Annotated in this window: 15 protein-coding genes; 8 read left to right on the top strand and 7 right to left on the bottom strand. The window is 65.5% G+C overall.

All coding sequences use genetic code 11. The annotated features are described in order from the left end of the window. Positions 1 to 319 precede the first annotated feature (319 nt). The 3 genes from AC07WS_RS07980 to AC07WS_RS07970 all read right to left on the bottom strand — a co-directional run bounded on the left by AC07WS_RS07980 (position 320) and on the right by AC07WS_RS07970 (position 4,673). Positions 320 to 2,122 (bottom strand): ABC transporter ATP-binding protein, encoded by a 1,803-nt coding sequence (locus AC07WS_RS07980; RefSeq protein ID WP_494728521.1) that lies wholly within the window; start codon positions 2,120 to 2,122, stop codon positions 320 to 322. After that, positions 2,112 to 3,866: an ABC transporter transmembrane domain-containing protein gene (locus AC07WS_RS07975; RefSeq protein WP_494728520.1), complete on the bottom strand. Its 1,755-nt coding sequence runs from the start codon at positions 3,864 to 3,866 to the stop codon at positions 2,112 to 2,114. Before AC07WS_RS07975 ends, AC07WS_RS07980 begins: the two co-directional genes overlap by 11 nt. Before the next feature lie 75 nt (positions 3,867 to 3,941). Continuing rightward, positions 3,942 to 4,673, bottom strand: coding sequence for a phasin family protein (locus AC07WS_RS07970; protein WP_494728519.1), 732 nt, complete (start codon positions 4,671 to 4,673; stop codon positions 3,942 to 3,944). A gap of 259 nt (positions 4,674 to 4,932) precedes the next feature. Between AC07WS_RS07970 and AC07WS_RS07965 the strand changes: the two genes are divergently transcribed. The 6 genes from AC07WS_RS07965 (at position 4,933) to AC07WS_RS07940 (ending at position 11,053) form a co-directional block, all read left to right on the top strand. Continuing rightward, complete coding sequence (locus tag AC07WS_RS07965; protein ID WP_161089874.1) at positions 4,933 to 5,184, top strand: DUF2164 domain-containing protein; 252 nt, start codon at positions 4,933 to 4,935, stop codon at positions 5,182 to 5,184. A gap of 25 nt (positions 5,185 to 5,209) precedes the next feature. Beyond that, positions 5,210 to 6,484 carry an amidohydrolase family protein gene (locus tag AC07WS_RS07960; RefSeq protein WP_494728936.1) on the top strand — a complete coding sequence of 425 codons (1,275 nt, stop codon included), beginning with the start codon at positions 5,210 to 5,212 and terminating at the stop codon, positions 6,482 to 6,484. 62 nt (positions 6,485 to 6,546) lie between these two features. Further along, positions 6,547 to 7,068: a GNAT family N-acetyltransferase gene (locus AC07WS_RS07955; protein WP_494728518.1), complete on the top strand. Its 522-nt coding sequence runs from the start codon at positions 6,547 to 6,549 to the stop codon at positions 7,066 to 7,068. Further along, on the top strand, positions 7,065 to 7,580 hold the full coding sequence (locus AC07WS_RS07950) for a GNAT family N-acetyltransferase (RefSeq protein WP_494728517.1): 516 nt from the start codon (positions 7,065 to 7,067) through the stop codon (positions 7,578 to 7,580). The genes AC07WS_RS07955 and AC07WS_RS07950 overlap by 4 nt, the downstream gene beginning before the upstream one ends. 217 nt (positions 7,581 to 7,797) lie before the next feature. Continuing rightward, a complete protein-coding gene (locus tag AC07WS_RS07945) occupies positions 7,798 to 9,435 on the top strand; it encodes a methyl-accepting chemotaxis protein (RefSeq protein ID WP_494728516.1) in 1,638 nt (545 codons plus the stop codon). Between the two features lie 112 nt (positions 9,436 to 9,547). Next, positions 9,548 to 11,053 (top strand): putative bifunctional diguanylate cyclase/phosphodiesterase, encoded by a 1,506-nt coding sequence (locus tag AC07WS_RS07940; protein ID WP_494728515.1) that lies wholly within the window; start codon positions 9,548 to 9,550, stop codon positions 11,051 to 11,053. Here the strand turns inward: AC07WS_RS07940 and AC07WS_RS07935 are convergent. Both AC07WS_RS07935 and AC07WS_RS07930 read right to left on the bottom strand, forming a co-directional pair. Continuing rightward, the gene (locus AC07WS_RS07935) at positions 11,050 to 13,593 is read right to left on the bottom strand and encodes an MGH1-like glycoside hydrolase domain-containing protein (protein WP_494728514.1); all 2,544 of its coding nucleotides are present in this window, start codon (positions 13,591 to 13,593) and stop codon (positions 11,050 to 11,052) included. The genes AC07WS_RS07940 and AC07WS_RS07935 overlap by 4 nt on opposite strands. After that, positions 13,590 to 15,440, bottom strand: a complete 1,851-nt coding sequence (locus AC07WS_RS07930; RefSeq protein WP_494728513.1) for a glycoside hydrolase family 13 protein — start codon at positions 15,438 to 15,440, stop codon at positions 13,590 to 13,592. Before AC07WS_RS07930 ends, AC07WS_RS07935 begins: the two co-directional genes overlap by 4 nt. A 470-nt stretch (positions 15,441 to 15,910) precedes the next feature. On the opposite strand from AC07WS_RS07930, the gene AC07WS_RS07925 reads away from it, so the two are divergent. Together AC07WS_RS07925 and AC07WS_RS07920 are read left to right on the top strand one after the other, a co-directional pair. Then, positions 15,911 to 18,631: a TonB-dependent receptor gene (locus tag AC07WS_RS07925; RefSeq protein ID WP_494728512.1), complete on the top strand. Its 2,721-nt coding sequence runs from the start codon at positions 15,911 to 15,913 to the stop codon at positions 18,629 to 18,631. Positions 18,632 to 18,727: 96 nt separating this feature from the next. Next, positions 18,728 to 20,278 (top strand): tryptophan halogenase family protein, encoded by a 1,551-nt coding sequence (locus tag AC07WS_RS07920; RefSeq protein ID WP_494728511.1) that lies wholly within the window; start codon positions 18,728 to 18,730, stop codon positions 20,276 to 20,278. 76 nt (positions 20,279 to 20,354) lie between these two features. Here the strand turns inward: AC07WS_RS07920 and AC07WS_RS07915 are convergent, their stop codons facing one another. Continuing rightward, a complete protein-coding gene (locus AC07WS_RS07915; protein ID WP_494728510.1) occupies positions 20,355 to 22,190 on the bottom strand; it encodes a M2 family metallopeptidase in 1,836 nt (611 codons plus the stop codon). 71 nt (positions 22,191 to 22,261) lie between these two features. Further along, complete coding sequence (locus tag AC07WS_RS07910; protein ID WP_494728509.1) at positions 22,262 to 24,709, bottom strand: glycoside hydrolase family 31 protein; 2,448 nt, start codon at positions 24,707 to 24,709, stop codon at positions 22,262 to 22,264. Between the last annotated feature and the right edge of the window lie 166 nt (positions 24,710 to 24,875).

Here is a 24,875-nt window from a genome sequence, read left to right as displayed (position 1 = left end):
GGGCGTACAGCGAGGACGGGTCGGCGTCGGCGGCGGCCGGCGCCGGCGTCAGGGCGAGTGCCACGGCGGCCGCGACGGCACGCGGTCCCGCGCGGACTAGCCACCAGCCATTTCTGTTACCCGCCAACTGACGCTCCCGGTTGTCCACTGCACATGCAAAGTGTCTAGACAATTATATTCTTGTTGCAGACGAGAAAGCCCGTGCAGGCGCGATTTTTCACATGAAAATGCACATATTTCGTGGCGGAAATGGCAATAAAATGAGCGATATTGCCACTTAAATAGCAAGGTTTTTTACAATGTTGTCGGAACGTGCAAGCTAGGCGGCCAGTTGCTGCAGCAGGTAGAGGCGCTGGTACAGGCCGCCGTTTATCTGCATCAGCTGCTCGTGCGGGCCGGTCTCGGCGATGCGGCCGTGGTTGAGCACGATGATGCGGTCGGCGTCGCGGATGGTCGACAGCCGGTGCGCGATGGCGATCACCGTCACCGTGCCGCGCAGCTCGTCGAGCGCGGTCTGGACGATCTGCTCGGTCTGCGAATCGATGTGCGAGGTGGCCTCGTCGAGCAGCAGGATGCGCGGCGATCCGGCAAGCGCGCGGGCGATGGCGATCAGCTGCTTCTGGCCGACCGACAGGCGCGAGCCGCCTTCGCCCAGCGGAGTGTCGTAGCCCTGGTCCAGCGCGGCGATGAAGTCGTGCGCGTGGGCGGCGCGCGCGGCGGTCTCGATCTGCGCCTGCGTCAGGCCGCGGCCCATGTCGATGTTCTCGCGCGCCGAGGCGGCCAGCAGGAAGGGGTCTTGCGGCACCAGGCCGACCTCGGCGCGGAAGCGCTCGTTGGCGATGGCGTCCAGCGGCATGCCGTGGATGGCGATGCTGCCGTGCTTGACCGGATAGAAGCGCAGCAGCAGCGACAGCAAGGTGGACTTGCCGCTGCCGGTGTGGCCGACGATGCCCACAAAAGCGCCCTGCGGAATCTCCAGCGACAGGTCGTGCAGCACCGGATGGCCTTCGTTGTAGGCAAAGCTCAGGTGGCGGATGGCGACCGCCGGCGCGTCGGCGTCGTTGGCGGCGGTGCGCGCGGTGGCCAGGCCGGCGTCGTGGCCGTGGGCGGCGTGCTCGGTGGCGGTGGCCTCGTCGAGCAGCGTGGCCACGCGCGCGGTGGCCACCACCGATTGCTGCAACTGGCTGAACTGCATGGTGATCTGGATCAGCGGCTCGATCACGCGCGCCAGGTAGCTGATGAAGGCGTACAGCACGCCCACCTCGGCGGCGGTCATGGCGCGCTGGCCGAACAGGTAGATCACCGCCGCCAGCAGGATGATGTTGAACATGTCCAGCGCCGGCCGCAGCAGCCAGGCGTTGGCGCGCAGCTCGGCCAGGCGGGCGGTGTAGTGGTCCTGGTTGGTGGCGGCGAAGCGTTGGCCGAAGCGCGCCTCGGCGTTGTTCGCCTGCAGCACGCTCATGCCGCCGATCGACTCGGCCATCTGGCCGTTGATGTCGCTGCGCAGCGCGCGGGCGCGCGTGACGGCCGGCGCGCTCCAGCGCTGGTACAGCCAGACGATCAAGAGCACCGCCGGCAGCAGCGCCAGCACGATCAGCATCAGGTGCCAGTCCAGCCAGGCCATGGCCGCCACCGTGCCGACCAGCACGATGGTCGAGTCCAGCATCACGAACAGCACCTGGATGTACAAGGTCTTGACGGCCTCGGTGTCGTTGGTCACGCGCGAGACCAGCTGGCCGGTGATGGCGCGGTCGAAGAAGGCCATCGGCAGCAGCAGCACGTGGGTGTAGACCATCTCGCGCAGCCGCATCACCGAGCGCATCGCCAGGCCGGACAGGCGCACCAGCTGCAGGTAGCGCAGGCCGCTGGCGATCCAGCCGGTCAGCACCATGCCGGCCAGCAGGCCGGCCATGCGCGGCCAGTCCAGGTGGTGCGGCAGCAGGTGCTCGTCGATCAGCGCCTTGCCCATGATGGGGCCGGACACTTCCAGCAGTGCGGCCAGCACCAGCCACAGCACGGCCCAGCCCAGGTGGCGCTGGTCGGGCAGGGCGGCCCGTCGCAGCAGGGAGAACGCCTGCCAGGTCTGGCGGCGCGCGGAGGTGGGTTCGGGCTTAAAGGGCATCGAGGCTGGCTTCCAATTGTTGATAGCGCCACTGGCTGGCGTACCAGCCATCCTGCTCCAGCAGTTGTTCGTGGCTGCCGGTTTCGCTGACGCGGCCGTCGCGCAGCACGACGATCAGGTCGGCGTTGACCACCGCGCTCAGGCGGTGGCTGGCGATGACGGCGCTGCGGCCGTGGCGCGCCTGGCGCAGCTGCTCCAGGTGCTGCAGGATGCGCGTCTCGGTGCCGGTGTCGACGGCGGACAGGGCGTCGTCCAGCAGCAGCAGGTCGTTGTCGGCCAGCAGCGCGCGGGCGATGGCGACGCGCTGGCGCTGGCCGCCGGACAGGGTGATGCCCTTCTCGCCCACCTCGGTCTCATAGCCCTGCGGGAATTGCAGGATGTCGTCGTGGATGGAGGCCAGCGTGGCCGCGTGCTCGATCTGCGCGCGCGTGGCGCCGGGGCGCGCCAGCGCGATGTTGTCGGCGATCGAGGCGGAGAACAGGAACGATTCCTGCGGCACCCAGCTGATGGCGGCGCGCAGCGCGTGCAGCGTGTATTCGTCGAGCGCGTGGCCGCTCCAGCGCACGCTGCCCGCCTGCGGCGTCAGCTGGCGCAGCAGCACCCGCAGCAGGGTCGACTTGCCGCAGCCGGTGGGGCCGACCAGGCCGAGCGTCTGGCCCGGCTTGAGTTCGAGCGTGATGCCGCCCAGCGCCGGCGCGCCCTGCTCGGGATAGGCATACGTGACGCCGTGCAGCGACAGCGCGCCCGGCGCCACGGCGTTCAAGGTGCCGTGGTCGGCGATGGCCAGCGGCGCGTCCAGCATAGGCTGCAGGCGCTGCCAGGCGGCGCGGCCGCGCTCGATCAGCGACAGCACCCAGCCGGCCGCGAACATCGGCCAGATCAGCTGGCCGAGGTACATGGTGAAGCTGGTCAGCGCGCCGATGGTCAGCTGCTGCTGCCAGACCAGGTAGCCGCCCAGGCCCAGCGTCAGGCCGCCGGCCGCGGTCAGCGTCAGGCCGACCGCCGGTTCGTAGGCCGCCTCCCACACCTGGGCGCGCAGGCTGGCGTCGGACGCCTGCTGCGCCAGCTCGCCGAACTGGCGCGCGCTGCGCTGCTCCAGCCCCAGCGCGCGCAGGGTGCGCACGCCGGACAGGGTTTCCTGCACATGGTCGTTGAGGGCGCTGAAGCGCTTGAGCGAATCGGTGGAGGCGGTGTGGATGTGGCCGGAGATGTACCAGAACGCCCAGCCCATCAGCGGAAACGGCAGCAGCGCGATGCAGGCCAGGCGCCAGTCGACGCCGAGCAGCATCACGCCCAGCACCATCACCAGCGTCAGCGCGCCGTCGAAGCCGGCCAGCATGGCTTCGCCGGCGGCCATCTCGATGGCGTCGATGTCGTTGGTGGCCAGCGCCATCAGGTCGCCGGTGCGCTGGCGCTGGTAGAACGCCGGGCCCTGCACGGTGAGGCGGTTGTACAGGCGGGTGCGAAGCGACACGCCGAGCTGGTAGGCGGCGCCGTACAGGATCTGGCGCCAGGCCACGCGCAGGAAATAGATGCCGGCGCCGATCAGCAGCAGCGCGCCGATTTCCGTCAGCAGGGCGTTGCCGGCCAGCTTGTGGGCGGCCAGGCCGTCGATCATGGCGCCGACCTTGCGCGGCACCCAGATGGTGAGTATGGCCACGCCGGCCAGCATCAGGCCGGACAGGGCGTAGGCGCGGCTGTGCTGGCGGACGAAGCCGCCGATCAGCCCGGAAAGATTAGACATGTTGCCTCGGATTAGCGCGTAGTCCGCTAGGATACAACATGCCCGCCGGACGTGCCCGGCGTCGCCGAGATTGGCTTATTTCTTGGTTTTGCTGCTGCCCAGCATGTCGAGCTGCTTGCCGGTGGGCTTGGCTTTGGCGGACGGCACGGATTTCAGTTCCGGCTTGCTGTCGGCGGCGGCGGCGACCGGTTTGGCGGGCGGCGCAGGGAAGGACGGCTTGGCGGCGGCCGCCTTGACTTCCTCCTGCACCGGCGCTTCCTCGGCCTTCGGCTTGACCGCGGCCTTGACGGCCTTGACTTCAGGCTCGCTGGCCGGCTCGTTGGCTGGCGCGGTGGCCTGGTGGGTGACGACCACGGGCGGCGCAACCGCCACCGGCGCGGCGGCCGGCGCAGCTGCCACCGGCGGCGCGGCTGCCGGCGCGACCGCCTTGACGCCGGCCTTCAGTGCGGTGACCGGCGCGGCGGCCAGGTCGGAGACTTGCTTGATGGTGTACTGCGCGCTCTGGATCAACTCGTTCTGGACGCCGGAAGCGATGCTGTACAGCTCACGGCCGTAGGCCAGCAGGTTGTCGAAGCTGGCCGGTTCGGCGGTGCTCAGGCTGAAGAATTCGCGCGGGTCTTTGGCATCGAGCAGCTTTTTCGCCGCGGCCGACGATTTTTCCACCGAAGCCTTGGTGGTGCTGATGTTCAGCGCGATGACCTTTTCCGCGCTGTCGACGGCGGTGCTGGCAAACGTGTTGAAGATCTTGAATTGGGCTTCCAACTGGGACTTCGTAGCTGCGGAAAACTGTTCGGTGATCGAAGACATGGTTTCTCCTGAGACGATTAGAATGTCGGTAAAGCTGTGCACGCTGCGCGCATTATGATGCATTGCAATATACCCATTCTAGCGGTGAAAGTTGGGCTTGGAAAGTTATTTTTTCTGCCATGTCGCAAAGCCCGCAACAAGGAAACATGCCGCACGGACATTATCTGCCCGGATCTTGATGTATCGCAATGCGCGAGGGGAAAAAGTCTGAATTACTGCGCCGCAACAAGTTATCGAATTCAATGAAAAAAGGAAACGCATGGCCATCAAGCTGAACAAGGAAGTCGAGCAACGCCTGCTGGGTTCGATCCAGCGCTACTGCGCGGAAAACATGGACGAGGAGGTCGGCGAGCTGAAGGCGCGTCTGCTGCTCGATTATTGTTTGCGTGAAATCGGCCCGTCTGTCTACAATCAGGCCATCCTCGACGCCCAGGCGGCGATGCAGGACAAGATCGCGGAGATCGAAACGGTCTGCTACGAGTCGGAATTTTCATACTGGACCAAAAAATAAGCCGGGAGCGCGGATGGATGCGGTGATCGAGACGGTAATACGGAACGCCAGCCTGGCCGATGGACAACGGGGCGTCGACGTCGCCATCGAGCACGGCCGCATCACCGCCGTGGGGCCGGCGCTGCCGCTCAAGGGCGCGCAGGAAATCGACGCCGGCGGCGACCTGCTCAGCGCGCCGTTCGTGGACGCCCATTTCCACATGGACGCCACGCTCAGCTACGGCCTGCCGCGCGTCAACGCCTCCGGCACGCTGCTTGAGGGCATAGCGCTGTGGGGTGAGCTCAAGCCCGAGCTGACCCAGCAGGCGCTGGTCGAACGCGCGCTGCAGTACTGCGACTGGGCCGCCGCGCGCGGCCTGCTGGCGATCCGCACCCACGTCGACATCTGCGACGACCGCCTGCTGGCGGTGGAGGCGCTGCTGGAGGTCAAGCGCCTGGTCGCGCCCTACGTGGACCTGCAGCTGGTGGCCTTTCCGCAGGACGGCGTGCTGCGCAGCCCGACCGCGCTGGCCAACCTCAAGCGCGCGGTCGGCATGGGTGTGGACGTGGTGGGCGGCATCCCGCACTTCGAGCGCACCATGGCCGACGGCGCCGAGTCGGTGCGCATCCTGTGCGAGTTCGCCGCCGAGCAGGGCCTGATGGTGGACATGCATTGCGACGAGTCGGACGATCCGCTGTCGCGCCACATCGAAACGCTGGCCTACCACAGCCACCGGCTCGGCCTGCACGGGCGCGTGGCCGGCTCGCACCTGACCTCCATGCATTCGATGGACAACTACTACGTCAGCAAGCTGCTGCCGCTGATCCGCGAGGCGGGCGTGGCGGCGATCGCCAACCCGCTGATCAACATCACCTTGCAGGGCCGCCACGACAGCTATCCGAAGCGGCGCGGCATGACGCGGGTGCCGGAGCTGCTGGCGGCCGGCATCGAGGTGGCGTTCGGCCACGACTGCGTGATGGACCCGTGGTACAGCCTGGGCTCGGGCGACATGCTGGAGGTCGCGCACATGGGCTTGCACGTGGCGCAGATGACCGGGCAGGACGCCATGCGCGCCTGCTACCAGGCGGTGACGGCGGCGCCGGCCCGCATCCTCGGCCTGAGCGGCTACGGCGTGGCGCCCGGCTGCCACGCCGACCTGGTGCTGCTGGACGCGGCCGATCCGGTGGAGGCGATCCGCCTGCGGGCGGCGCGGCGCATGGTGATGCGGCGCGGGAAGGTGATCGCCGAGGCGCCGCGCGCGCAGGCGCGCCTGAGCCTGCCGGGCAGGCCGGCCACGGTCGATTTCCGCCTGGGCCGCTGAGGCTGGACTTGCCACCGGAAATACATGACAATTGAACACTGCTTAACCCGCCTGGAGCTGACTTGAAAGAAATCGCCATCCGTCCCGCATCGGAAGCCGACTTCGGCGCCATGTGGGAAATTTTCCAGGAATTGATAGCCAGCGGCGATACCTATTATTTCGCCGCCGACACCAGCCGCGAAGATTGCCACGCGTACTGGTTCGGTCCCGGCGTGCAATCGTATGTGGCCGTCCTGAACGGCGAACGGCTGGTCGGCATGTACCGGCTGATCCCCAACCAGCGCGACCGCGGCGCGCACGTGGCCAACGCCTCCTTCATGGTGAGCCCGGCGGCGCAGGGCGTCGGCGTGGGCAAGCTGCTGGGCGGTGACTGCCTGGACCGCGCCCGCGCGCAGGGCTACCTGGCGATGCAGTTCAACTACGTGGTCAGCTCCAACATCGCGGCCGTGCTGCTGTGGAAGAAGCTTGGCTTCACCATCGTCGGCACGCTGCCGCGCGCCTACTACCACGCCCACCTCGGGTATGTCGACGTGTACGTCATGTACCAGTTGCTGGACGATCCTTCCCATTGGCCCGACGCATGAAAATACTGGAAACTGAACGTCTCAGCCTGCGCACCATCAATGTCGATGACGCGGCGTTTTACTACGAACTGGTCAACGATCCGACCTGGCTGGAATTTATCGGCGACAAAGGCATCCGCAGCATCGACGATGCGCGCAAGGCCATCCTCGAAGGTCCGCGCACCATGCAGGAACAGCTGGGCCATTCGCTGTACGTGATGGAGCGCAAGAGCGACGGCGTGCCGCTGGGCTTGTGCGGCCTGATCAAGCGCGACGGCCTGGACGACGTCGACATCGGCTACGCGATCCGCCCGGCCTGGTTCGGCCAGGGCTACACCTACGAGGCGGCGGAGGCGGTGGTGGCCTACGCGCGCGACCAGCTGCGCATGAAGCGCCTGCTGGGCCTGACCGCGCCGGGCAATGTCAATTCCATCCGCCTGCTGCAAAAGCTGGGGCTGGAATTTGTCGAGCTGCGCAATTTGCCGCCGCATGAGCGTCCTACCAACATTTACCGCATCCAACTGCAGGACTAGACGCTGAGCCTGTTGCAGCGGTGGGAATCCGAGAGATTTTCGACGGTGCTTGCTTGGATTTTTTTGCGCGCGGGCGCATGATGAACCCAAAGAATTAAAGGTTGCTTGTTCCCTAGAAAACGGAAGCAATTCAAAAAATATGAGGCATACATTCGCAGCGGGTTTCGCCGCTGCGGGGAATCTTGTACGGATTGAATTTTTACCGAAAGGGAAACTTATGAAACTCGCCAATTTGAAGATAGGCGTGCGACTGGGTTTGCTGGGCACTTTCTTCTTCGTCGCGCTGCTGGTGGTCGCCACCGGCGGCTGGCGCGCGCTCGACAGCAGCAACGGCCGCAACGCCAGCGCCATGCAGCGCATGCAGTCCATGACGCAGGCCATCGACCTGGCGCGCAGCGCCCAGGTCGAATTCAAGATCCAGGTCCAGGAGTGGAAGAACACTCTGCTGCGCGGCAACGACCCCGCCAATTTCGACAAGTACAGCAAGGCCTTCGTCAAGGGCGGCGAAAGCACGCGCGCGGAATTGCAGAAACTCAATGCGCTGCTGGCCAAGCTGGAGCTGAAAACGCCGCTGGTCGAGGAGGCCATCCGCACCCAGAACGAGCTGGTGACGCGCTATATGTCGGCCTTGCAGAAATACGATGGCGCCAATCAGGACAGCGCCCATGTGGTCGATGCGCTGGTCAAAGGCATGGACCGCGAGCCGACCAGGAAGATCGACGATATCGTGGCCTTCATCGGCAAGGAATCGCAACGCCTGATGGCCGAGATGGAGGAGGACAACAAGGCGGCGCATGCGCGCGCCATGCTGGCCATGGGCGTGACGCTGGCGATCACGCTGGTGGTCGGCTGCGTGACGGTGCTGTGGCTGATCAAGAGCATCACGGTGCCGCTGAACGAGGCGGTCGGCATGGCGGAGACGGTGGCTGCGGGCGATCTGAGCAGCGAGGTGCATGTCCGCAGCACCGACGAGATCGGCGCGTTGCTGGGCGCGCTCAAGCGCATGCAGGGTAACTTGAGCAACATCGTCGGCCAGGTCCGCGTCGGCACCGACGCCATCCACGGCGCGGCGGTGGATATCGCCGCCGGCAATCTCGATTTGTCGAGCCGCACCGAGGAGCAGGCCAGCTCGCTGGAGGAAACCGCGGCGGCCATGGTGCAACTGACCACCACCGTGCAGCAGAACAATGTCAACGCGGCCGAGGCCTGCAAGCTGGCCGACACCGCCTCCAGCGTGGCGGCCCGGGGCGGCGACGCGGTCGAGCAGATGGTGCGCACGATGGGATCGATCAACGAATCGTCGCGCAAGATCGTCGACATCATCGGCGTGATCGACGGCATCGCTTTCCAGACCAACATCCTGGCGCTGAACGCGGCGGTGGAGGCGGCGCGCGCCGGAGAGCAGGGGCGCGGCTTCGCCGTGGTCGCTTCCGAGGTGCGCAACCTGGCCCAGCGTTCGGCTGCGGCCGCCAAGGAAATCAAGGAACTGATCGGCGATTCGGTGGGGCGGGTGGAGGCCGGCAGCCGGCTGGTCGGGCAGGCCGGCGAGACCATGGGCGAAGTGGTGGCCAGCGTGCAGCGCGTGACGGCCATCATCGGCGAAATCTCGATCGCCAGCGGCGAGCAGCGCGACGGCATCGAACAGATCAGCATCGCCATCAGCCAGATGGACAGCGTGACCCAGCAGAACGCCGCGCTGGTGGAGCAGGCCGCTGCGGCGGCCGACGCGCTGGAGCAGCAGGCGGCCGGGCTGGCGGCGGCGGTCAGCGTGTTCAAGTTGCAGGAGCAGCGGCACGCGTCCCACGCGGCGCCGGCGGCGCCCCGGCGCGTGCTGCAGATGGCCGGCACGGCCTGATCCCGGCGGCGGCGTTTGACGCCGCTCAAGCCCAGGCGCGAACGGCCTTGGATCTGCCGGGCTATTGACTATGCTTCCGTCTTCCCCGGTGCACCGGACGGAGAGGGACAGCATGAATAGCCTATTGCCGGTACTGACCGGCATCGCACTCAGCCTGCTGGCGCTGTGGTACGGCGAATTGCGGGTCCGCGGCTTGCGCGGCCGTTGCGCACAGCTGCAGTCGGCACTGGAAGCCCACCGCGACGCGGAAATGCGGCTGGACTACATCGCCCACCACGACAGTCTGACCGGCCTGCCCAACCGGCTGCAATGCCAGATGCAGCTGGAACACGGCATCGCCTACGCGCGCCGGCACGGCAGCCTGCTGGCGGTGTTGTTTGTCGACATAGACCATTTCAAGGCCATCAACGACAACCTCGGCCACGACGCCGGCGACCAGGTGCTGGTGCAGTTCGCGCAGCGCCTGCGCCAGTGCGTGCGCGAGGTCGACACCGTGGCGCGCCAGGGTGGCGACGAGTTCATCGTGCTGCTGACCGAGTTGCGCAACGCCCAGGACGCGCAGCAGGTGGCCGACAAGATCAACGCCGCGATTGCCGCGCCGTTCCTGATCCATGGCGAGACGCTGGCGGTGGCCGCCAGCATCGGCATCGCCGTCTATCCCGACGACGACCTCGACATCGAAGCGCTGCTGGAGAAGGCCGACCTGGCCATGTACGCGGCCAAGCAGCGCGGCAAGGGCGCCGGGCTGCGCTTCGCGCCCACAATGCAGGCCAAGGCGTACTCGCGGGTGGTGCTGGAGACCGCGCTGCGCCACGCGCTGGAGCACGGCGAATTCGTGCTGACCTACCAGCCCAAGCTGAACCTGAACGAGCAGAAGATCACCGGCGTCAAGGCGCTGCTGCGCTGGCGCCATCCGGAGCTGGGGCTGGTGATGCCGCCGGATTTCCTGCCGGTGCTGGAGGACAGCGCGCTGATCCTGCCGGTGGGCGCATGGGTGCTGGCGACCGCCGCCGCCCAGGCGCGCCGCTGGATGGAGCTGGGCCATCCGCTGACGGTGTCGGTGCACCTGTCGCCGCGACAGTTCTACCAGAAGGACATCGCCGCCATCTTTGCCGAGATCCTGCAGCAGGCCGGCCTGCCGGGGCGCTACATCGAACTGGAAATCACCGAGGGCATGCTGATCGACAAAAGCCAGAATTGCGAGGCCGTGCTGCGCCAGTTCAAGCAGCTGGGCATGCGCATCTCGATCAGCGACTTCGGCACCGGCTACGCCTCGCTGAACTACCTGCGGCGCTTCCCGGTCGACCTGGTGAAGATCAACAAATCGTTCGTCGACGACCTGCGCCGCGCGGCCCTGCATCCGCCCGACCGCCACAGCGACGGCCGCACGGCGGACGAGGGCGCGATGGTGCGGGCCATTATCGCGATGGCGCACACGCTGAACATGCAGGTGATCGCCGGCGGCGTGGAAACCGGCGACCAGCTCACCCAGCTGACGGCGATGGGCTGCGACGAAGCCTTCGGCTTCTGCCTGAGCGCCGCCGTGCCGCCGGAGGAACTGGAGACGTTGCTGGTGAACCGCCGGCACCTGGCGGCGCCGGCGCACACCGCCGGCTAGCCCCCGCCCGGCACCGCGCCGCGCGGCAGAGGCATGATGCGCACGCTGTGGATGTCGAAGCGGTTCGATGGTCCGCTGGCGCCGCCGGCGTCGGCGTAGCTGGCGTTACTTTGCAGGTAGCTCATGTTGTAAAAATCGCCGAGCTCCAAGCGGTAGTTGCCGGCCTTGAGCACGGCCTTCAACGGCGTCGACCACGACGGCCCGGCACCGGCCGGCGAATGCGGCATCACCACCACGCCTTGGGCAACGACGCCGCCGTTGCCGTCCTTGAGCGTCATCCACTTCACGCCGCCGCTGATGCCCAGGTTGACCTGATGCGCAGTGTTGCGGTACTGGAGCTGCACGGCATAGCTGCCGTCGCGCTCGACCTCGATGTCCCGCACCGCGAAGCTGTCGGCCGGCGCGCCCCAGCCGGCGATACGGCCCTCGGCTGCGGCCACGCTGGATTGCACGCGGCGGTCGCCGGCGGCGATCTGCACGCCGGCGTCCAGGCAGACCGGCGCGCTGTGATGGCTGCGGTTGCCCGAGACGGCATACATCGCCTCCACCGCGTAGCACAGATTGCCGTTCTCGCCCCGGCCCAGCAAGGCGGCGCGGCGGTCGGCCCAGGTCTTGGCGCTCACGCGCTGCGTGGCCAGCTTGCCGTTGCGGTAGATGTTGTAGACCACGCCTTTGCCTGCGCCGTCCAGATGCAGCGTAGGGAAGCCGTAAGTGCCGCGCTCCAGCTTGACGATGCGCGGCTCGGGCGGCGCGTACACGGCCGGATCGACCGCCAGCGGCTGCGCGGCCACGCTGCGCTTGACCTGCTGGCCCGCCACCAGCTTGCCGAGCCGGACCTCGATGACATTGTCCGCGTCCAGCGCCGGCCATGCCAGCGTTGCCGCCGCCGGCTTGCCGTTCAGCGTGACGGCATCGACTTCGTAATAGCCGTCGCCACGCGCAGCGGGCGGCAGCGACAGGCGCACCTGCACGCGCTTGCCGCGCAGCGTGAGATTGTTCAGCGTGACGGCGTCGCTGCCCGCGAACGCCTCGCGCCGCAGCCGGGCCGTCACGAACGGACGCAGCGCGATGCCGTCGCCGGTCGTCTGCACGCCGAACACGCCGCCCACCACCATGCCCAGATAAGCGCCGACGGACCACAGCTGCCGGCGCGAGTCCACCACCGGCCCGCTCAAGTCGAGCTGCCCCTGGCGGTCCTTCAGCATCGGCTGCCCGGACAGCCACTCCAGGTTCTCCATGTTCGACAGATTGAGCGCCGCGCCGCGCATCAGCGTGTCGTAGGCCGCGTCGGCGACGGCGACGTTGCCGGTCATCGCCGCCGCCTTCAAACCGAAGGCCGTCACGAACGGCCACATGGCGCGGTTGTGGTAGATCGCCACGCCGGGCTGCTGCGGATAGATCACCGGCGCGCCCAGCGGACCATGCGGATAATGCGCCAGGATGCTCCCGGCCTGCTGGCGGTCGGCGATGCCGGTGACGATGGCCAGCGACTGTCCCAGCCAGTCGTACTTGTACATCGGCGCGCCGTCGAAGTGGCCGGCCGTCAGGCTGCTGTACATGCCGGCGTCGGCCTGCCACAGGCGCTGGTTGATGGCGCGCTTCAGATCCGCGGCCCATGCCGCATACTTGTCCGCCAGCGCCGCGTTGTCCTGTTCCTTAGCCAGTTGCGCCGCCAGCGTCAGCGCCTTGTAATGGGCGGCGTTGGTGGACAGCGCCTTCGACGTCGCCATGCTGGCCAGGTCGCCCGCGATCCAGCCCGCGTAGCTTTGTTCGCGCCAGTCGAGGAAGGATTCCTCGCCGTTGTACAAACCGTCCGCCGCATCGTAGGCGGCCAGCCGGTCGTTCTCCAGCGTGTTCGACAGCGCGCGCAGCGCGGTCGCCGCGAAGGCCTGGCGCTCGTCCGGCGCCAGCGCCTTCAACGCTTCCTCGGCGCCGAAGGCCCAGCTGACCCGATCCGTGCTGACCGGCCAGCTGCCGCCGCTGCCGGTGTCCTGGATGATCTGCAAGCCGTCGGCGCCGCCGGCTGCGTGCGCGCCCGGCCGCGCGCCGTCGCGGTAGCCGGACAGCTTGAACTCCAGCGAGTTGCGCACGCGGCGCGGGTCCAGCAAGCCCAGTCCCAGCGAGGCCGCGTAGGACAGGTCGCGCGTCCAGACGTAGTGCCAGTACTCGCCCGTTTCGAAGCAGTCGCAGGCGATGGCGTTGCCACCGTTGTAGCTGCCGTCGCGGATCTCGCTGACCGAGTCCTGCTTCATCTCGACGCCGGCCAGGGCGAACAGGGCGTCGAAGGCCAGGTTGCCGCTGCGGACGGACGGCAGCGCCGGCGTTTCCGCGTAGCCGATTTCCTGCTGGCCGCCGTCGCGCACGCGCATCGTGGTCGATTGCGTGTAGCTGCGCAGCGGGGCGCCGGCGTCCGGCGTGGTGTAGCGCACGGTCTCCTGCTTGCCGTCCCAGGTGGAATAGCCGGTGCTCAGCGTGGTGGCGGCGCCGGCCGCCAGCGCGGGCAGGGCAAGGGACCAGGCGCCAAGGCGGGCCAGCTTCATTGATCGATCTCCAGTATCAGCGCGGAGCGTGCGGGCAGCGTCACCTCGCCATCGAGCGCGAGACGCTTGCCGCTGATGACGTCGACGCCGGAGCGCACGCCGGCCAGCATCTCGTGGAAGCGCGCGGTTTTCAGCACGGTGTCGGTGGTGTTCTTGTTCAAGGCTACCATGACTTTTTTGGCGCCGTCGTAGCGGAAGTAGACGTAGGTGTTGTGCTCCGGGCCGTAGTGCATCATCTTCCCGTGATGGATCACGGACGCGCCCTTGCGCCAGTTGAACAGCTTCTTCACGTACGCCTGCGCGGCCGCCTGCTGCGCGCTCAGGCCCGCGCCGGTGAAGGCGTTGACGGCGTCGCCGCGCCAGCCGCCGGGAAAGTCGCGGCGGTAGGACGCATCGTCGCGGCCCTTGGTGGTGCTGGTCATCTGGATCTCGGTGCCGGCGTAGAACTGCGGAATGCGCGGCGCGGTCGCCACGAAGGCCATCGCCATGCGGAACAAACCGTCGTCCGCATTGAGCTCGCTGTAGATGCGCGACATGTCGTGATTACCTTCGAACAGCACCAGGTTGCCGGCGTTCGCGTACAGGTAATCCTGCGACAAGGTCTCGTACAGATTGGTCAGGCCATGCTCGGCGCCTTCCGGCGCGGCCAGCGCGCGGCGCATCGCATCGGTCAGCGGGAAGTCCATCATGCTTGGCATGTGCGACACATAGCCGTTGAAATTCTGCTTGCCCTCCTGCCAGTGCGCGACCACCGGTATCAGCGGGCTCCATTCCTCGCCCACCAGGTTCAGTTTCGGATACTCGGCCATCACGCTGCCGGACCAGCGGCTCAGGAACGCGGTGTTGGAATAGCCGTAGGTGTCGACCCGCAGGCCGGACAAGCCCGCGTACTCGATCCACCAGATATCGTTCTGGATCAGGTAGTTCGCCACATACGGGTTGGCCTGGTTCAGGTCCGGCATGCCTTCGACAAACCAGCCCTCGGTGAAGTTGCGCTTGTCCTCGTCCGACGCGTACGGGTCTTGCAGCGCCACCCGATGGTGCTCGGTCGGCACGAACTTGCCCTGGTAGGTCAGCCAGTCCGCCATCGGCATGTCCTGCATCCACCAGTGCTTGCTGCCGATGTGGTTGAGCACCACGTCCTGGATCACGCCCAGGCCCTTGGCGCGCGCCTGCGCGACAAAGGCGCGGTACTCCTCGTTGCTGCCGTAGCGCGGGTCGATGCGGTAATGGTCGGTGGTCGCGTAGCCGTGGTAGGAGTAGGCCGGCGAATTCGATTCCAGCAGCGGCGTCGGCCAGACGGTGGTGAAGCCCATGCCGGCGATGTAGTCCAGATGCTCGGCCATGCCGCGGATGTCGCCGCCGTGGCGGCCGGAGGCGTCGGCGCGGTTGGCGCGCTCGCTCATGCCGGCCGCGTTGTCGTTGGCGGGATCGCCGTTGGCGAAGCGATCCGGCATTACCTGGTAGATGGCGTCGCTGCTGCCGAAGCCGGCGCGCTGGGCCGAGCCGGCGGCACGCGCCAGCAGCTGGTAGTCGTAGTGCACGGCCTGGCTGCCGCGCTTGAACACCAGGTCCATCCGGCCCGGCGCGGCGTCCGGCGCGATCTCCAGGTTGACGAACAGGTAGTTGCGGTTGGCGACCCGCGCCACCGAGGCGATGCGCACGCCCGGATAGGCCAGCGCCGGCTCCAGGTCGGCGATCTGCGGCCCGTGCACCATCAGCTGCAGCGAGCTGTTGTGCATGCCGGTCCACCACAGCGGCGGGTCCATATGCTCGATGCGGTAGTTGTCGGCGTGGGCGATGAACGGCAGCGCGGACAGCAGCGCGGCGGCGAGGATTTTGCTCATGGTGTCTCCATCAGGTAGTCGGACTACAGCTGTTTTTCTGTGCAGTTCCGCCTGAGAATACTATGAAAGAGGGAGGGCATCAAATACCGGATTCTAGTTTTAATACATTTCATAGTTGAGTACGCCTCAAAATTACCCGGATGACAACTTCGGCGCGCGGGCGAGGTTGGAATTGCTACGTGGCGAAGTGGTATTCAGGTCAAATATGTAGTTACACTACACGCTGCCGGGTGGTTGTCTGTAGCCGAAATACAACGCGCACGGCATTTTCGCAGGGCGCACAAGGGCAGGCGCCACTCTGCGTGCGTAGCGCAACTGAAGTTTGATTGACACAGAATCTAGTTTTAGTACAAAATTCTTCATAGAACGTCTTTTAGAACGTTTGCAATCCTTGGAACCCGTGTAGTCGATGGTGCGAGAGCAGGCTGTAGTGTCGCGGGTATATTTTTAGATGAGTGAGGGGACATTTGATGATCAAATCCGCCAACCAGCGCGGCGCCAGCTCGGCTCCGACCAGTGTTGCATTTAAGTTGAGCCCGGTAGCAGCCGGCTGTGCAATGCTGCTGTCCGCCATTTCCGGTTCCGCCTACGCGCAAGACGCGACCGCCGGCCAGGCCGCCGACGCGCCTGTAATCCAAACGGTGAAAGTGTCCGGTATCCGCCGCGGTATCGAAGACGCGATCTCCGTCAAAAAGAATTCCGAATCCATCGTTGAGGCGATCTCGGCTGAAGACATCGGCAAGCTGCCGGACGTGTCGATCGCCGAATCGCTGTCGCGCCTGCCAGGTGTGGCCGCGCAACGCGTGGCCGGCCGCGCCCAGGTGCTGAGCATCCGCGGCCTGGCGCCAGACTTCTCGACCACCACCCTCAACGGTCGTGAACAGGCGTCCACCGGCGACAACCGCAGCGTCGAATACGACCAGTATCCATCGGAACTGATCAATGGCGCCGTGGTCTACAAGACCCCCGACGCGGCGCTGGTCGGCCAGGGCCTGTCGGGCACCGTCGACCTGCAGACCGTGCGTCCGCTGGAATTCCCGGGCCGCACCATGGCGATCAACGTGCGCGGCGAGAAGAACTCGCTGGGCAAGCAGAACGCCGGCTACAAGGACAAGGGCTACCGCCTGAGCGGCATCTACATCGACCAGTTCAACAACCGCACCCTGGGTGTGGCGCTGGGCTACGCCCGCCTGGATTCCCCAGGCCAGTACCAGAAGTGGAGCAGCTGGGGCTACGGCTTCGATCCTAAGACCGGCAGCACCACCGGCCTGGCCAACTCCGGCAACGAGATCGACGCCGGCTCGACCAAGCAGACCCGCGACGGCCTGATGGCGGTCGTGCAGTGGAAGCCGACCCGCGACTTCCAGTCGATGGTCGACACCTACTACTCGAAATTCGATTCCGACACCACCATCCGCGGCATGCAGTTCGGCACCGGCAACTGGATGGGCGGCCTGACTTACGCCAACCCGGTCTTCGCAAGTTACGGCGGCACCCAGGTGCTGCAGAGCGCGACCGTGGGCGGCATCAAGCCCGTGCTGCGTAACGACCTGAACACCAACCGCGACAAGCTGTTCGCGATCGGCTGGAACAACAAGCTGCGCATGAACGAGGACTGGACCGGCATGGCCGACTTCAGCTACTCGAAGGCGGATCGCCAGGACATGATCCTGGAAACTTACGCCGGCGCCGCCACCACCGACACCGCCAAGATCGTCCGCGACAACAACACCGGCCTGCCGCAAGTGACCACCGGCCTGAACTACGCCGATCCTGCCGTCGTCAAGCTGAGCGATTCGGGCGGCTGGGGCCAGGACGGCTACGTCAAGTATCCGCAGGTGACCGACAAGCTGAAATCGGCCCGTTTCTCGGCCAAGCGCGGCCTGGACGGCATGTTCAGCAACCTGGACGTGGGCGTCAACTTCACCAAGCGCGACAAGACCCGCCAGTCGGCGGAGATGCTGGTCAACCTGAAGAACGGCCGCGCGCCGATCGGCGTTCCTGCCAACCTGATCCAGGACCCGACCTCGCTGGGCTTCGCCGGCATCCCTGGCATCATGTCCTACGACATCATGGGCGCCGTCAACAGCCTGTACACGCTGACGCCTAAGATCCACCAGGATATCTACAACAAGGACTGGCTGGTCAGCGAGAAAGTCTCGACCGCCTACGCCAAGGTCGGCATCGACGACACCTGGGGCGTGCCGGTCAAGGGCAACTTCGGTGTGCAGATGATCCACACCAACCAGAGCTCGAACGCGTTCAACGTCGACACCAACGGCCTGAACAAGCCGAAATCGGTGGACGAGGGCACCTCGTACAACGACTTCCTGCCGAGCCTGAACCTGAACTTCGACCTGGGCAGCGAGCAGCACGTGCGCTTCGGCCTGGGCAAGACGATGGCCCGTCCACGTCTGGACCAGCTGCGCGCATCGTCGAGCGCTTCGGTCGACACCAGCAAGCTGCTGTGGACCGGCAGCGGCGGCAATCCTACGCTGAAGCCATGGCGCGCCAACGCGATCGACCTGACGTACGAGAAGTACTTCGACAAGAGCACCTACTTCAGCGCCGCGACCTTCTACAAGAAGCTCAAGACCTACATCTACGACCAGGTGCTGCCGTTCGACTTCTCCAGCTATCCTAACGATGGCCTGCCACCGAAATCGAACATCGGTACGCTGACCCAGCCGGCCAACGGCACGGGCGGTTCGATCAAGGGCGTGGAACTGTCGGGCTCGATCGACGGCAAGGTCCTGTGGACCGGCCTGGACGGCTTCGGCGCCACCGGTTCGATCTCCCGCACCAAGAGCGAGATCGCTCCGGACGGTCCCGGCACCACCGGCGCACTGCCTGGCTTGTCGCGCACCGTATCGAACGTCCAGTTCTTCTACGAGAAGTCGGGCTACTCGGCACGCGTAACCCGCAGCGAGCGCTCCAACTTCCGTGGCGAAGTGACCGGCTTCGGCGCCGACCGCACCTTCACCGACATCAAGGGCGCCGCGCAAGTGGACTTCCAGGTCGGCTACGAGTTCAAGGAAGGTCAGTACAAAGGCCTGTCGCTGCTGTTCCAGGTGATCAACGCCAACGACGCCGCGTACCAGACCATCCTGAGCAACGGTACCCTGAAAGTGCCGGGCGAGTACACCAAGTACGGCCGCACCATGCTGCTGGGCCTGAACTACAAGATGTAATTCGGACCAGTGCAAAACACCCCCTGTCAGCAGCAGCCGGCAGGGGGTGTTTTTTTTCGTGCACAATATCGGACAACACAAAAGCTGGAGACGAACATGCAGCACAAGCAAGCGGATCGCCGCATCAAGCAGATCCTGATCGTCGGCGGCGGCACCGCCGGCTGGATGACGGCGGCGGCCATGTCCAAACTGCTGGGCGGCCACTACCAGGTACGCCTGGTGGAGTCGGACGAGATATCCACCGTCGGCGTGGGCGAGGCCACCATCCCCCAGATCAAATTATTCAACCAGGCGCTGGGCATAGACGAGGACGACTTCCTGCGCGAGACGCAGGGCACCTTCAAGCTGGGCATCCAGTTCGTCGACTGGGGTCGGCTGGGCGAGAACTACATCCACACCTTCGGCAGCATCGGCCAAGACATGGGCCTGGTCGAGTTCCACCACTACTGGCTCAAGCTGCATCAGGCCGGGCTGGCGCCGGACTTCGGCGCTTATTCGCTGGCGGCGGTGGCCGCGCCGCAGAACAAATTCATGCGCGCGGTCGATGCCGGCAATTCGCCGGTGTCGCATATCGCCCATGCGTTCCAGTTCGACGCCGGCCTGTATGCGCGCTACCTGCGCAAGTTCGCCGAGGCGCGCGGCGTGGTCCGCACCGAAGGCAAGATCGCCGACGTGGTCGTGCGCGAGGGCGACGGCCACGTGGCGGCGGTGACGATGGAAGACGGCGAGCGCATCGAAGCGGACCTGTTCATCGACTGCTCCGGCTTCCGTGGCCTGCTGATCGAGGGCGCTCTGAAAACCGGCTACGAGGACTGGACCCACTGGCTGCCGTGCGACCGTGCGCTGGCGGTGCCGTGCGAATCGCGCGGGCCGATCACGCCGTATACGCGCGCCACGGCGCGCACGGCGGGCTGGCAGTGGCGCATTCCGCTGCAGCACCGCATCGGCAACGGCCATGTCTATTCGAGCAAATACATCAGCGACGACGAGGCCACCGCGCAGCTGCTGGCCAATCTGGACGGCGCGCCGCTGGCCGAGCCCAAGCCGCTGCGCTTCGTCACCGGCAAGCGCAAGAAATTCTGGAACAAGAATGTGGTGGCGATCGGCCTGTCCAGCGGTTTCATGGAGCCGCTGGAATCGACCAGCATACACCTGATCCAGTCGAGCATTGCGCGCTTGATGAGCTTTTTCCCGGATCGCGACTTCAACCAGGACAGCATCGACGAATTCAATCGCCAGGCGCACTTCGAAGTCGACAAGATCCGCGACTTCCTGGTGCTGCACTACCACGCGACGGAGCGCGACGATACGCCGTTCTGGAACTACTGCCGCACGATGGAGGTGCCGGAGAGCCTGAAGCAGAAGATGGACCTGTTCAAGCAGCACGGCCGCTTCTATCGCGAGAAGGACGAGATGTTCGCGTCGGTGAGCTGGTTGCAGGTGATGCTGGGGCAGGGTTTGCGGCCGCAGTCCTACCATCCGCTGGTGGACCTGTATCCGCAGGAGCAGATCGAGGCGCATCTGCGCACCATCAAGACCGTGGTGGAGAACTGCGCCGGCAAGATGCCGGGCCATGAGGACTTCATCGCCGCCCACTGCGCGTCGGCGGCGATGCAGATGAAGCGCCCCAACTACGGCATGCGCTAGAGCGGAACCCCGAGGCTTGCGCTCAGGGTCAGACCCCGTACGGGGTCTGACCCTTGTGTCGCCGTGCGGGGTGGCCTTACTTCTTCTCGGCCGCCGCGAAGGCCGCGTTCTGGGTATCGAGCCAGGATTTAAGCGGCGCGAAGTAGTCGAGCAGCGCGCCGCCGTCGATCTTGTCCTCGCCCGAAATGGCCTTCAACGCTTCCGGCCACGGCTTGCTCGCGCCCATCGCCAGCATCTGCTGCAGCTTGGCGCCGGCCTTGGCGTTGTCGTACACCGAGCAGCGATGCAGCGGACCTGTGAAGCCGGCCTCGCGGCACAGCGCGCGGTGGAACTGGAACTGCAGCATATCGGCCAGGAAGTAGCGTGCATACGGCACGTCCGCCGCCACGTGATACTTGGCGCCGGCGTCGAAGCCCGCGCCGCTGGCGTCGATGGCGACCGGACGCTTCATGCCCATGTACTGCTCGCGCAGCTGCCACCAGCTCTTGTCGTAGTCGGCCGGCTTGGTCTTGCCGGAGTAGACGTCCCAGCGCCACTTGTCGACCGAGTAGGCGAACGGCAGGATGGCGACCTTGCTCAATGCGCGCTCCAGCAGCTGGCCGATGTCGGCGTCGGCATCCGGCGCCTTGTCCATCAGGCCGACCTTCTGCAGATAGTTCGGCGTGATCGACAACGCCACCGTATCGCCGATGGCTTCATGGAAGCCGTCGTTGGCGCCGTTGCGGAACAGGAAGGGCTGCTTGGTGTAGTTGAGGAAGTAGTAGATGTGACCCAGCTCGTGATGGATCGTGGTGAAGTCCTCGGCCGTCGGCGTGATGCACATCTTGATGCGGACGTCGTCCTTCTCGTTCAGCGGCCAGGCGGAGGCGTGGCACACCACGTCGCGGTCGCGCGGCTTGGTCAGCAGCGAGCGTTCCCAGAACGACGCCGGCAGCTTCTGCATGCCCAGCGAGGTGTAGAAACGTTCGGCATATTGCGTCATCTGCTTGGCGTCGGTCTTGCGCTCTTCCAGCACCTTGGTCAGGTCGAAGCTGCTGGCGCCCGTCGCAGGCTTCAACAGCGGATACAGGTTGGTCCAGCTCTGGCTCCACATATTTCCGAACAGGTGGGCGGGAATTGGGCCGGTCAGCGGCACCACGTCCGGGCCGTAGGTCTGGCGCAGCTTGTAGCGGGTGTAGGTGTGCAGCGCTTCATACAGCGGCTTGACCTGCTGCCACAGGCGCTCCATCTCGGCGGAGAAGGCCGCCGGCGGCATGTCGTATTGCGCGCGCCACATCGCGCCGGTATCGACAAAGCCCATCTGCTTGGCGCCCTTGTTCGACAGCGCGACGTACTCGGTGTATTTCTGTTTGTAGGATGGCGACTGCGCGTGCCAGCCAGTCCACATTTCCTTCAGCTTGGCCTCGTCGCGGCTGTTGGCCAGCACCTTCTCCATTTCGCCCAGCGCCATGCAGGCGTCGGCCGAGCCGTCCGGCTTTTTCGGGCAGTACTTGGCTTTGCCGTAGGCGCCGTTCATCGCGGCCTGCAGCTGCGCGTATTGTTCGCGTTCCTTGGGATCGGCGAAGACCAGCGTCTGCTGCAACAGCATCATCTTGCGCGCCGATTCGGCCGGCAGCTTCAAGCCGTTGAAGCGGCGCGCCGCGATGGCCGCCTCGCCGGCCGCCGTCAGATAGCGCTCGGCGAAGAAGGAGGCGATGGCTTCCGTGTCGTCGGTGATGAAGTTGGAACCGACCCAGGCGCCCCGGGACTGTTCGTTGTTGAGCTTATTGAGGCGCTCTTCGGTGTCGGCGAGAAAACGCTCGGCTTCCGCGACGGTGGGTTTTTTTGCGGGGGCAGCCAACACGGTAGTGCTGGCGGCTGTCATGGCGCTGAGCGCGAACAGCGTGCTGATGATTTTTGGTGACACTGGCATCTCCCTATCTCCGTATATTGTCTTGTCAGGCCATCGAACCGGTCGATTCGATGGCCGACAATCATACACGCTTACAGGGTGATGACGACGTTCCGGCCAGGCTGGCTGCTGGCTGGCAGCTGGATGTTCAGCACCTTGGCCGCTTCGTCCCAGACGAAGATGACCGGCTTGCCGTCGACGCGCACCAGCGACGGATGCGCCGTCACGTTATGCACCTGCAGCGCGATGCTGCGCTCGGGGCGCTCGTACTGCTTGCCCACTTCCGATTCGATGCGCAGCGTGAGGCTGCGGCCCTGCAGCTTGCTGGCGAAGTGCAGCAGCTCGTACTTGCCCTGTTCGTAGGCTTGCGCGGTGGCGCCGTCGTCGTCATACAGCTTGCCCGCGCCGGCGCCGACCGAGGCGTCGTGGTAGTAATGCAGTTCGAGTTGTTTGGTCGAGTAGTCGCGCGTGGTCTGCACCACCTTGACCATCGGGATGAAGGCGCCGGCGCGCACGTAGACCGGCACGTGGTCGTCGCTCAGTTTCACCGCCTCGGTGGCGCCGCCGGCGTGCTTCTCGCCGTTGTAGAAATCGAACCACGCGCTGCGGGCAGGGAAGTAGACATCGGCCGTCGTCGCGCCTTGTTTGAGTACCGGCGTGACCAGGAAGTCCTTGCCCCACAAGTAGGTCGACGACATCGCGCGCACCTTGGCGTTGCCCGGCTCCTCGTACAGCATGGGGCGCATCAGCGGCAGGCCTTTCTGGTTGTTGTCGAAGCCCAGCGTGTAGTTGTACGGCAGCAGGCGATAGCGCAGACGGATCGCCTCGCGCGCCAGCGCCTTGGTGCGGTCTTCGCGGTAGACCGGCTCCGGCGGCACCTCGTCCTGCGCGTGCGGACGGAAGATCGGCTGGAACACGCCGTACTGCAGCCAGCGCGTGTAGAGCTCATTGTCCAGCACCGGATTGGCGAAGCCGCCCAGGTCCGAGTGCATATAGCCCGTGCCCTGCATCCCCATCTGCAGCGAGATCTCGGGCTGCGCCTGCAAACCGCCCCAGCCCCGGTCTACATCGCCGGACCACGGGATGATGCCGTAGCGCTGCGTGCCCGAGTACCCGGCGCGCATCAGGATGAAGGGGCGCTCGTTCGGGAAGTCCTGCTGGTAGCCTTCCGCCACCAGCCGCGCCCATTGATGGCCGTAGATGTTGTGCACCTGGTCGGCGCTGCCGGTGGCGTGGCGCATGGCGGTGGGATGCACTTCCGGTTCGCCCAGGTCGCCCCACACGCCGGTCACGCCCTGCTGGCGCAGGCCCTTGTAGATGTTCCAGAACCAGTCCTTGCCCGGCTTGCCGAAGATGTCGATCAAGCCGGTGTGGCCGAAGTAGAAGTCGTAGGCCAGCGGTGCTCCGCTGGCGTCCGTGCCCAGCACCTTCTGTTCGACGGCTTCCTTCCATTTGCCCGACGTATCGAGAATAAAGGGCTCGGTGATCACCACCGTCTGCACGCCTTTTTTCTGGAAGTCGGCGATCATGCCGGTGGGGTTGGGGAAGCTGTCCTTGTCCCATGCCAGGTTGCCCATCGTGCCCTTGATCTCTTTGCCGAACCAGAACAGGTCGAACACGATGGCGTCGAGCGGGATATCGTCGGCGATGAATTTGTTGACGGTGTCGCGCGCGACGGCCTCGTTGCGGTAGCCGAAGCGCATCGCGAAATTGCCGAAGGCCCAGCGCGGCGGCAGCGGTTGTTTGCCGGTCAGGCTGGTGTAGTTGCCCACCACGTCCTCCCAGCTGTCGCCGGCGATCACCTGATAGGTCTTGCGGCCGCCGATGGTTTCGTAGGTCAGGCTGTCGTTCTTCTTGCTGTCGAAATCGAGGTAGCCGGTTTGCGGATTGTCGAAGTGGATCGCGTACATCTTTGACGACAGCGCCATCGGAATCGCATAGCCCATCTGTTCGGACTTGTCGTCGTAGCCGTAGTGCGCCTTGTTGTACAAGGTGAAGCGATGGCCGCGCCGGTTCATGCCCACCGCGCGCTCGCCGGCGCCATACAGCGCCTCGTCCTTGTCCAGCGCGAACTCGATGCCTTCCAGCTCGCGCGCCTCGCCCTTGTTGATATCCTTGCTGCCGGTGGCCACGTCGTCCTTGACCTTGATGTAGCCATGCTTTTCCGCGACCAGGCGCTTGCCCTTGTAGGCATACGAAATCTGGAACGGCGACTTGGTGATGGTGACCACGATGCCGGGTGTGGCATATTCGAGGCTGTTGAGCTTTGTGGTCAGCGTGGTCCGGACGTTGGCCGGCGCCAGCACCACCGCGTGCGAGGCCGGGTCCAGCTGCTCGCCGGTCGGCACGAAGGTGGTTTCAACCATGCCGGCGGAGTAGGGCTTGATGATGTAGCTGCCGTCGCTGGTGTGGACCTCCAGCTGGCCGTCGCGGCGGGTGGCGCTGTCGAAGCGGCGGTCGGCGTTTTGCGCGTTCCCGGCCTGGCTGGCGACCAGCAGCGGCAAGACTGCCGCAAGTTTGGCGATGGAATTGCTTTTCATTTAAGTTTAGTGGTCTCTAAGGTTGTTATGATTTTGTTGTTTGGCTACATTTGACTACAAAATTCTGCCCTTGGGATGGCTTGTTTCCTTTATTTTACTGGGAAACGCTTTCAATTGACACGCATCAGGCAGCGTGTTATTTTGCTACAAATTCAAAATAGTCGGG

Source organism: Duganella sp. GW821-FHT01E12, from assembly GCF_059422325.1.
The sequence above is the reverse complement of the archived record's forward strand: the minus strand, read 5'-3'. Positions and strand labels throughout refer to the sequence as shown.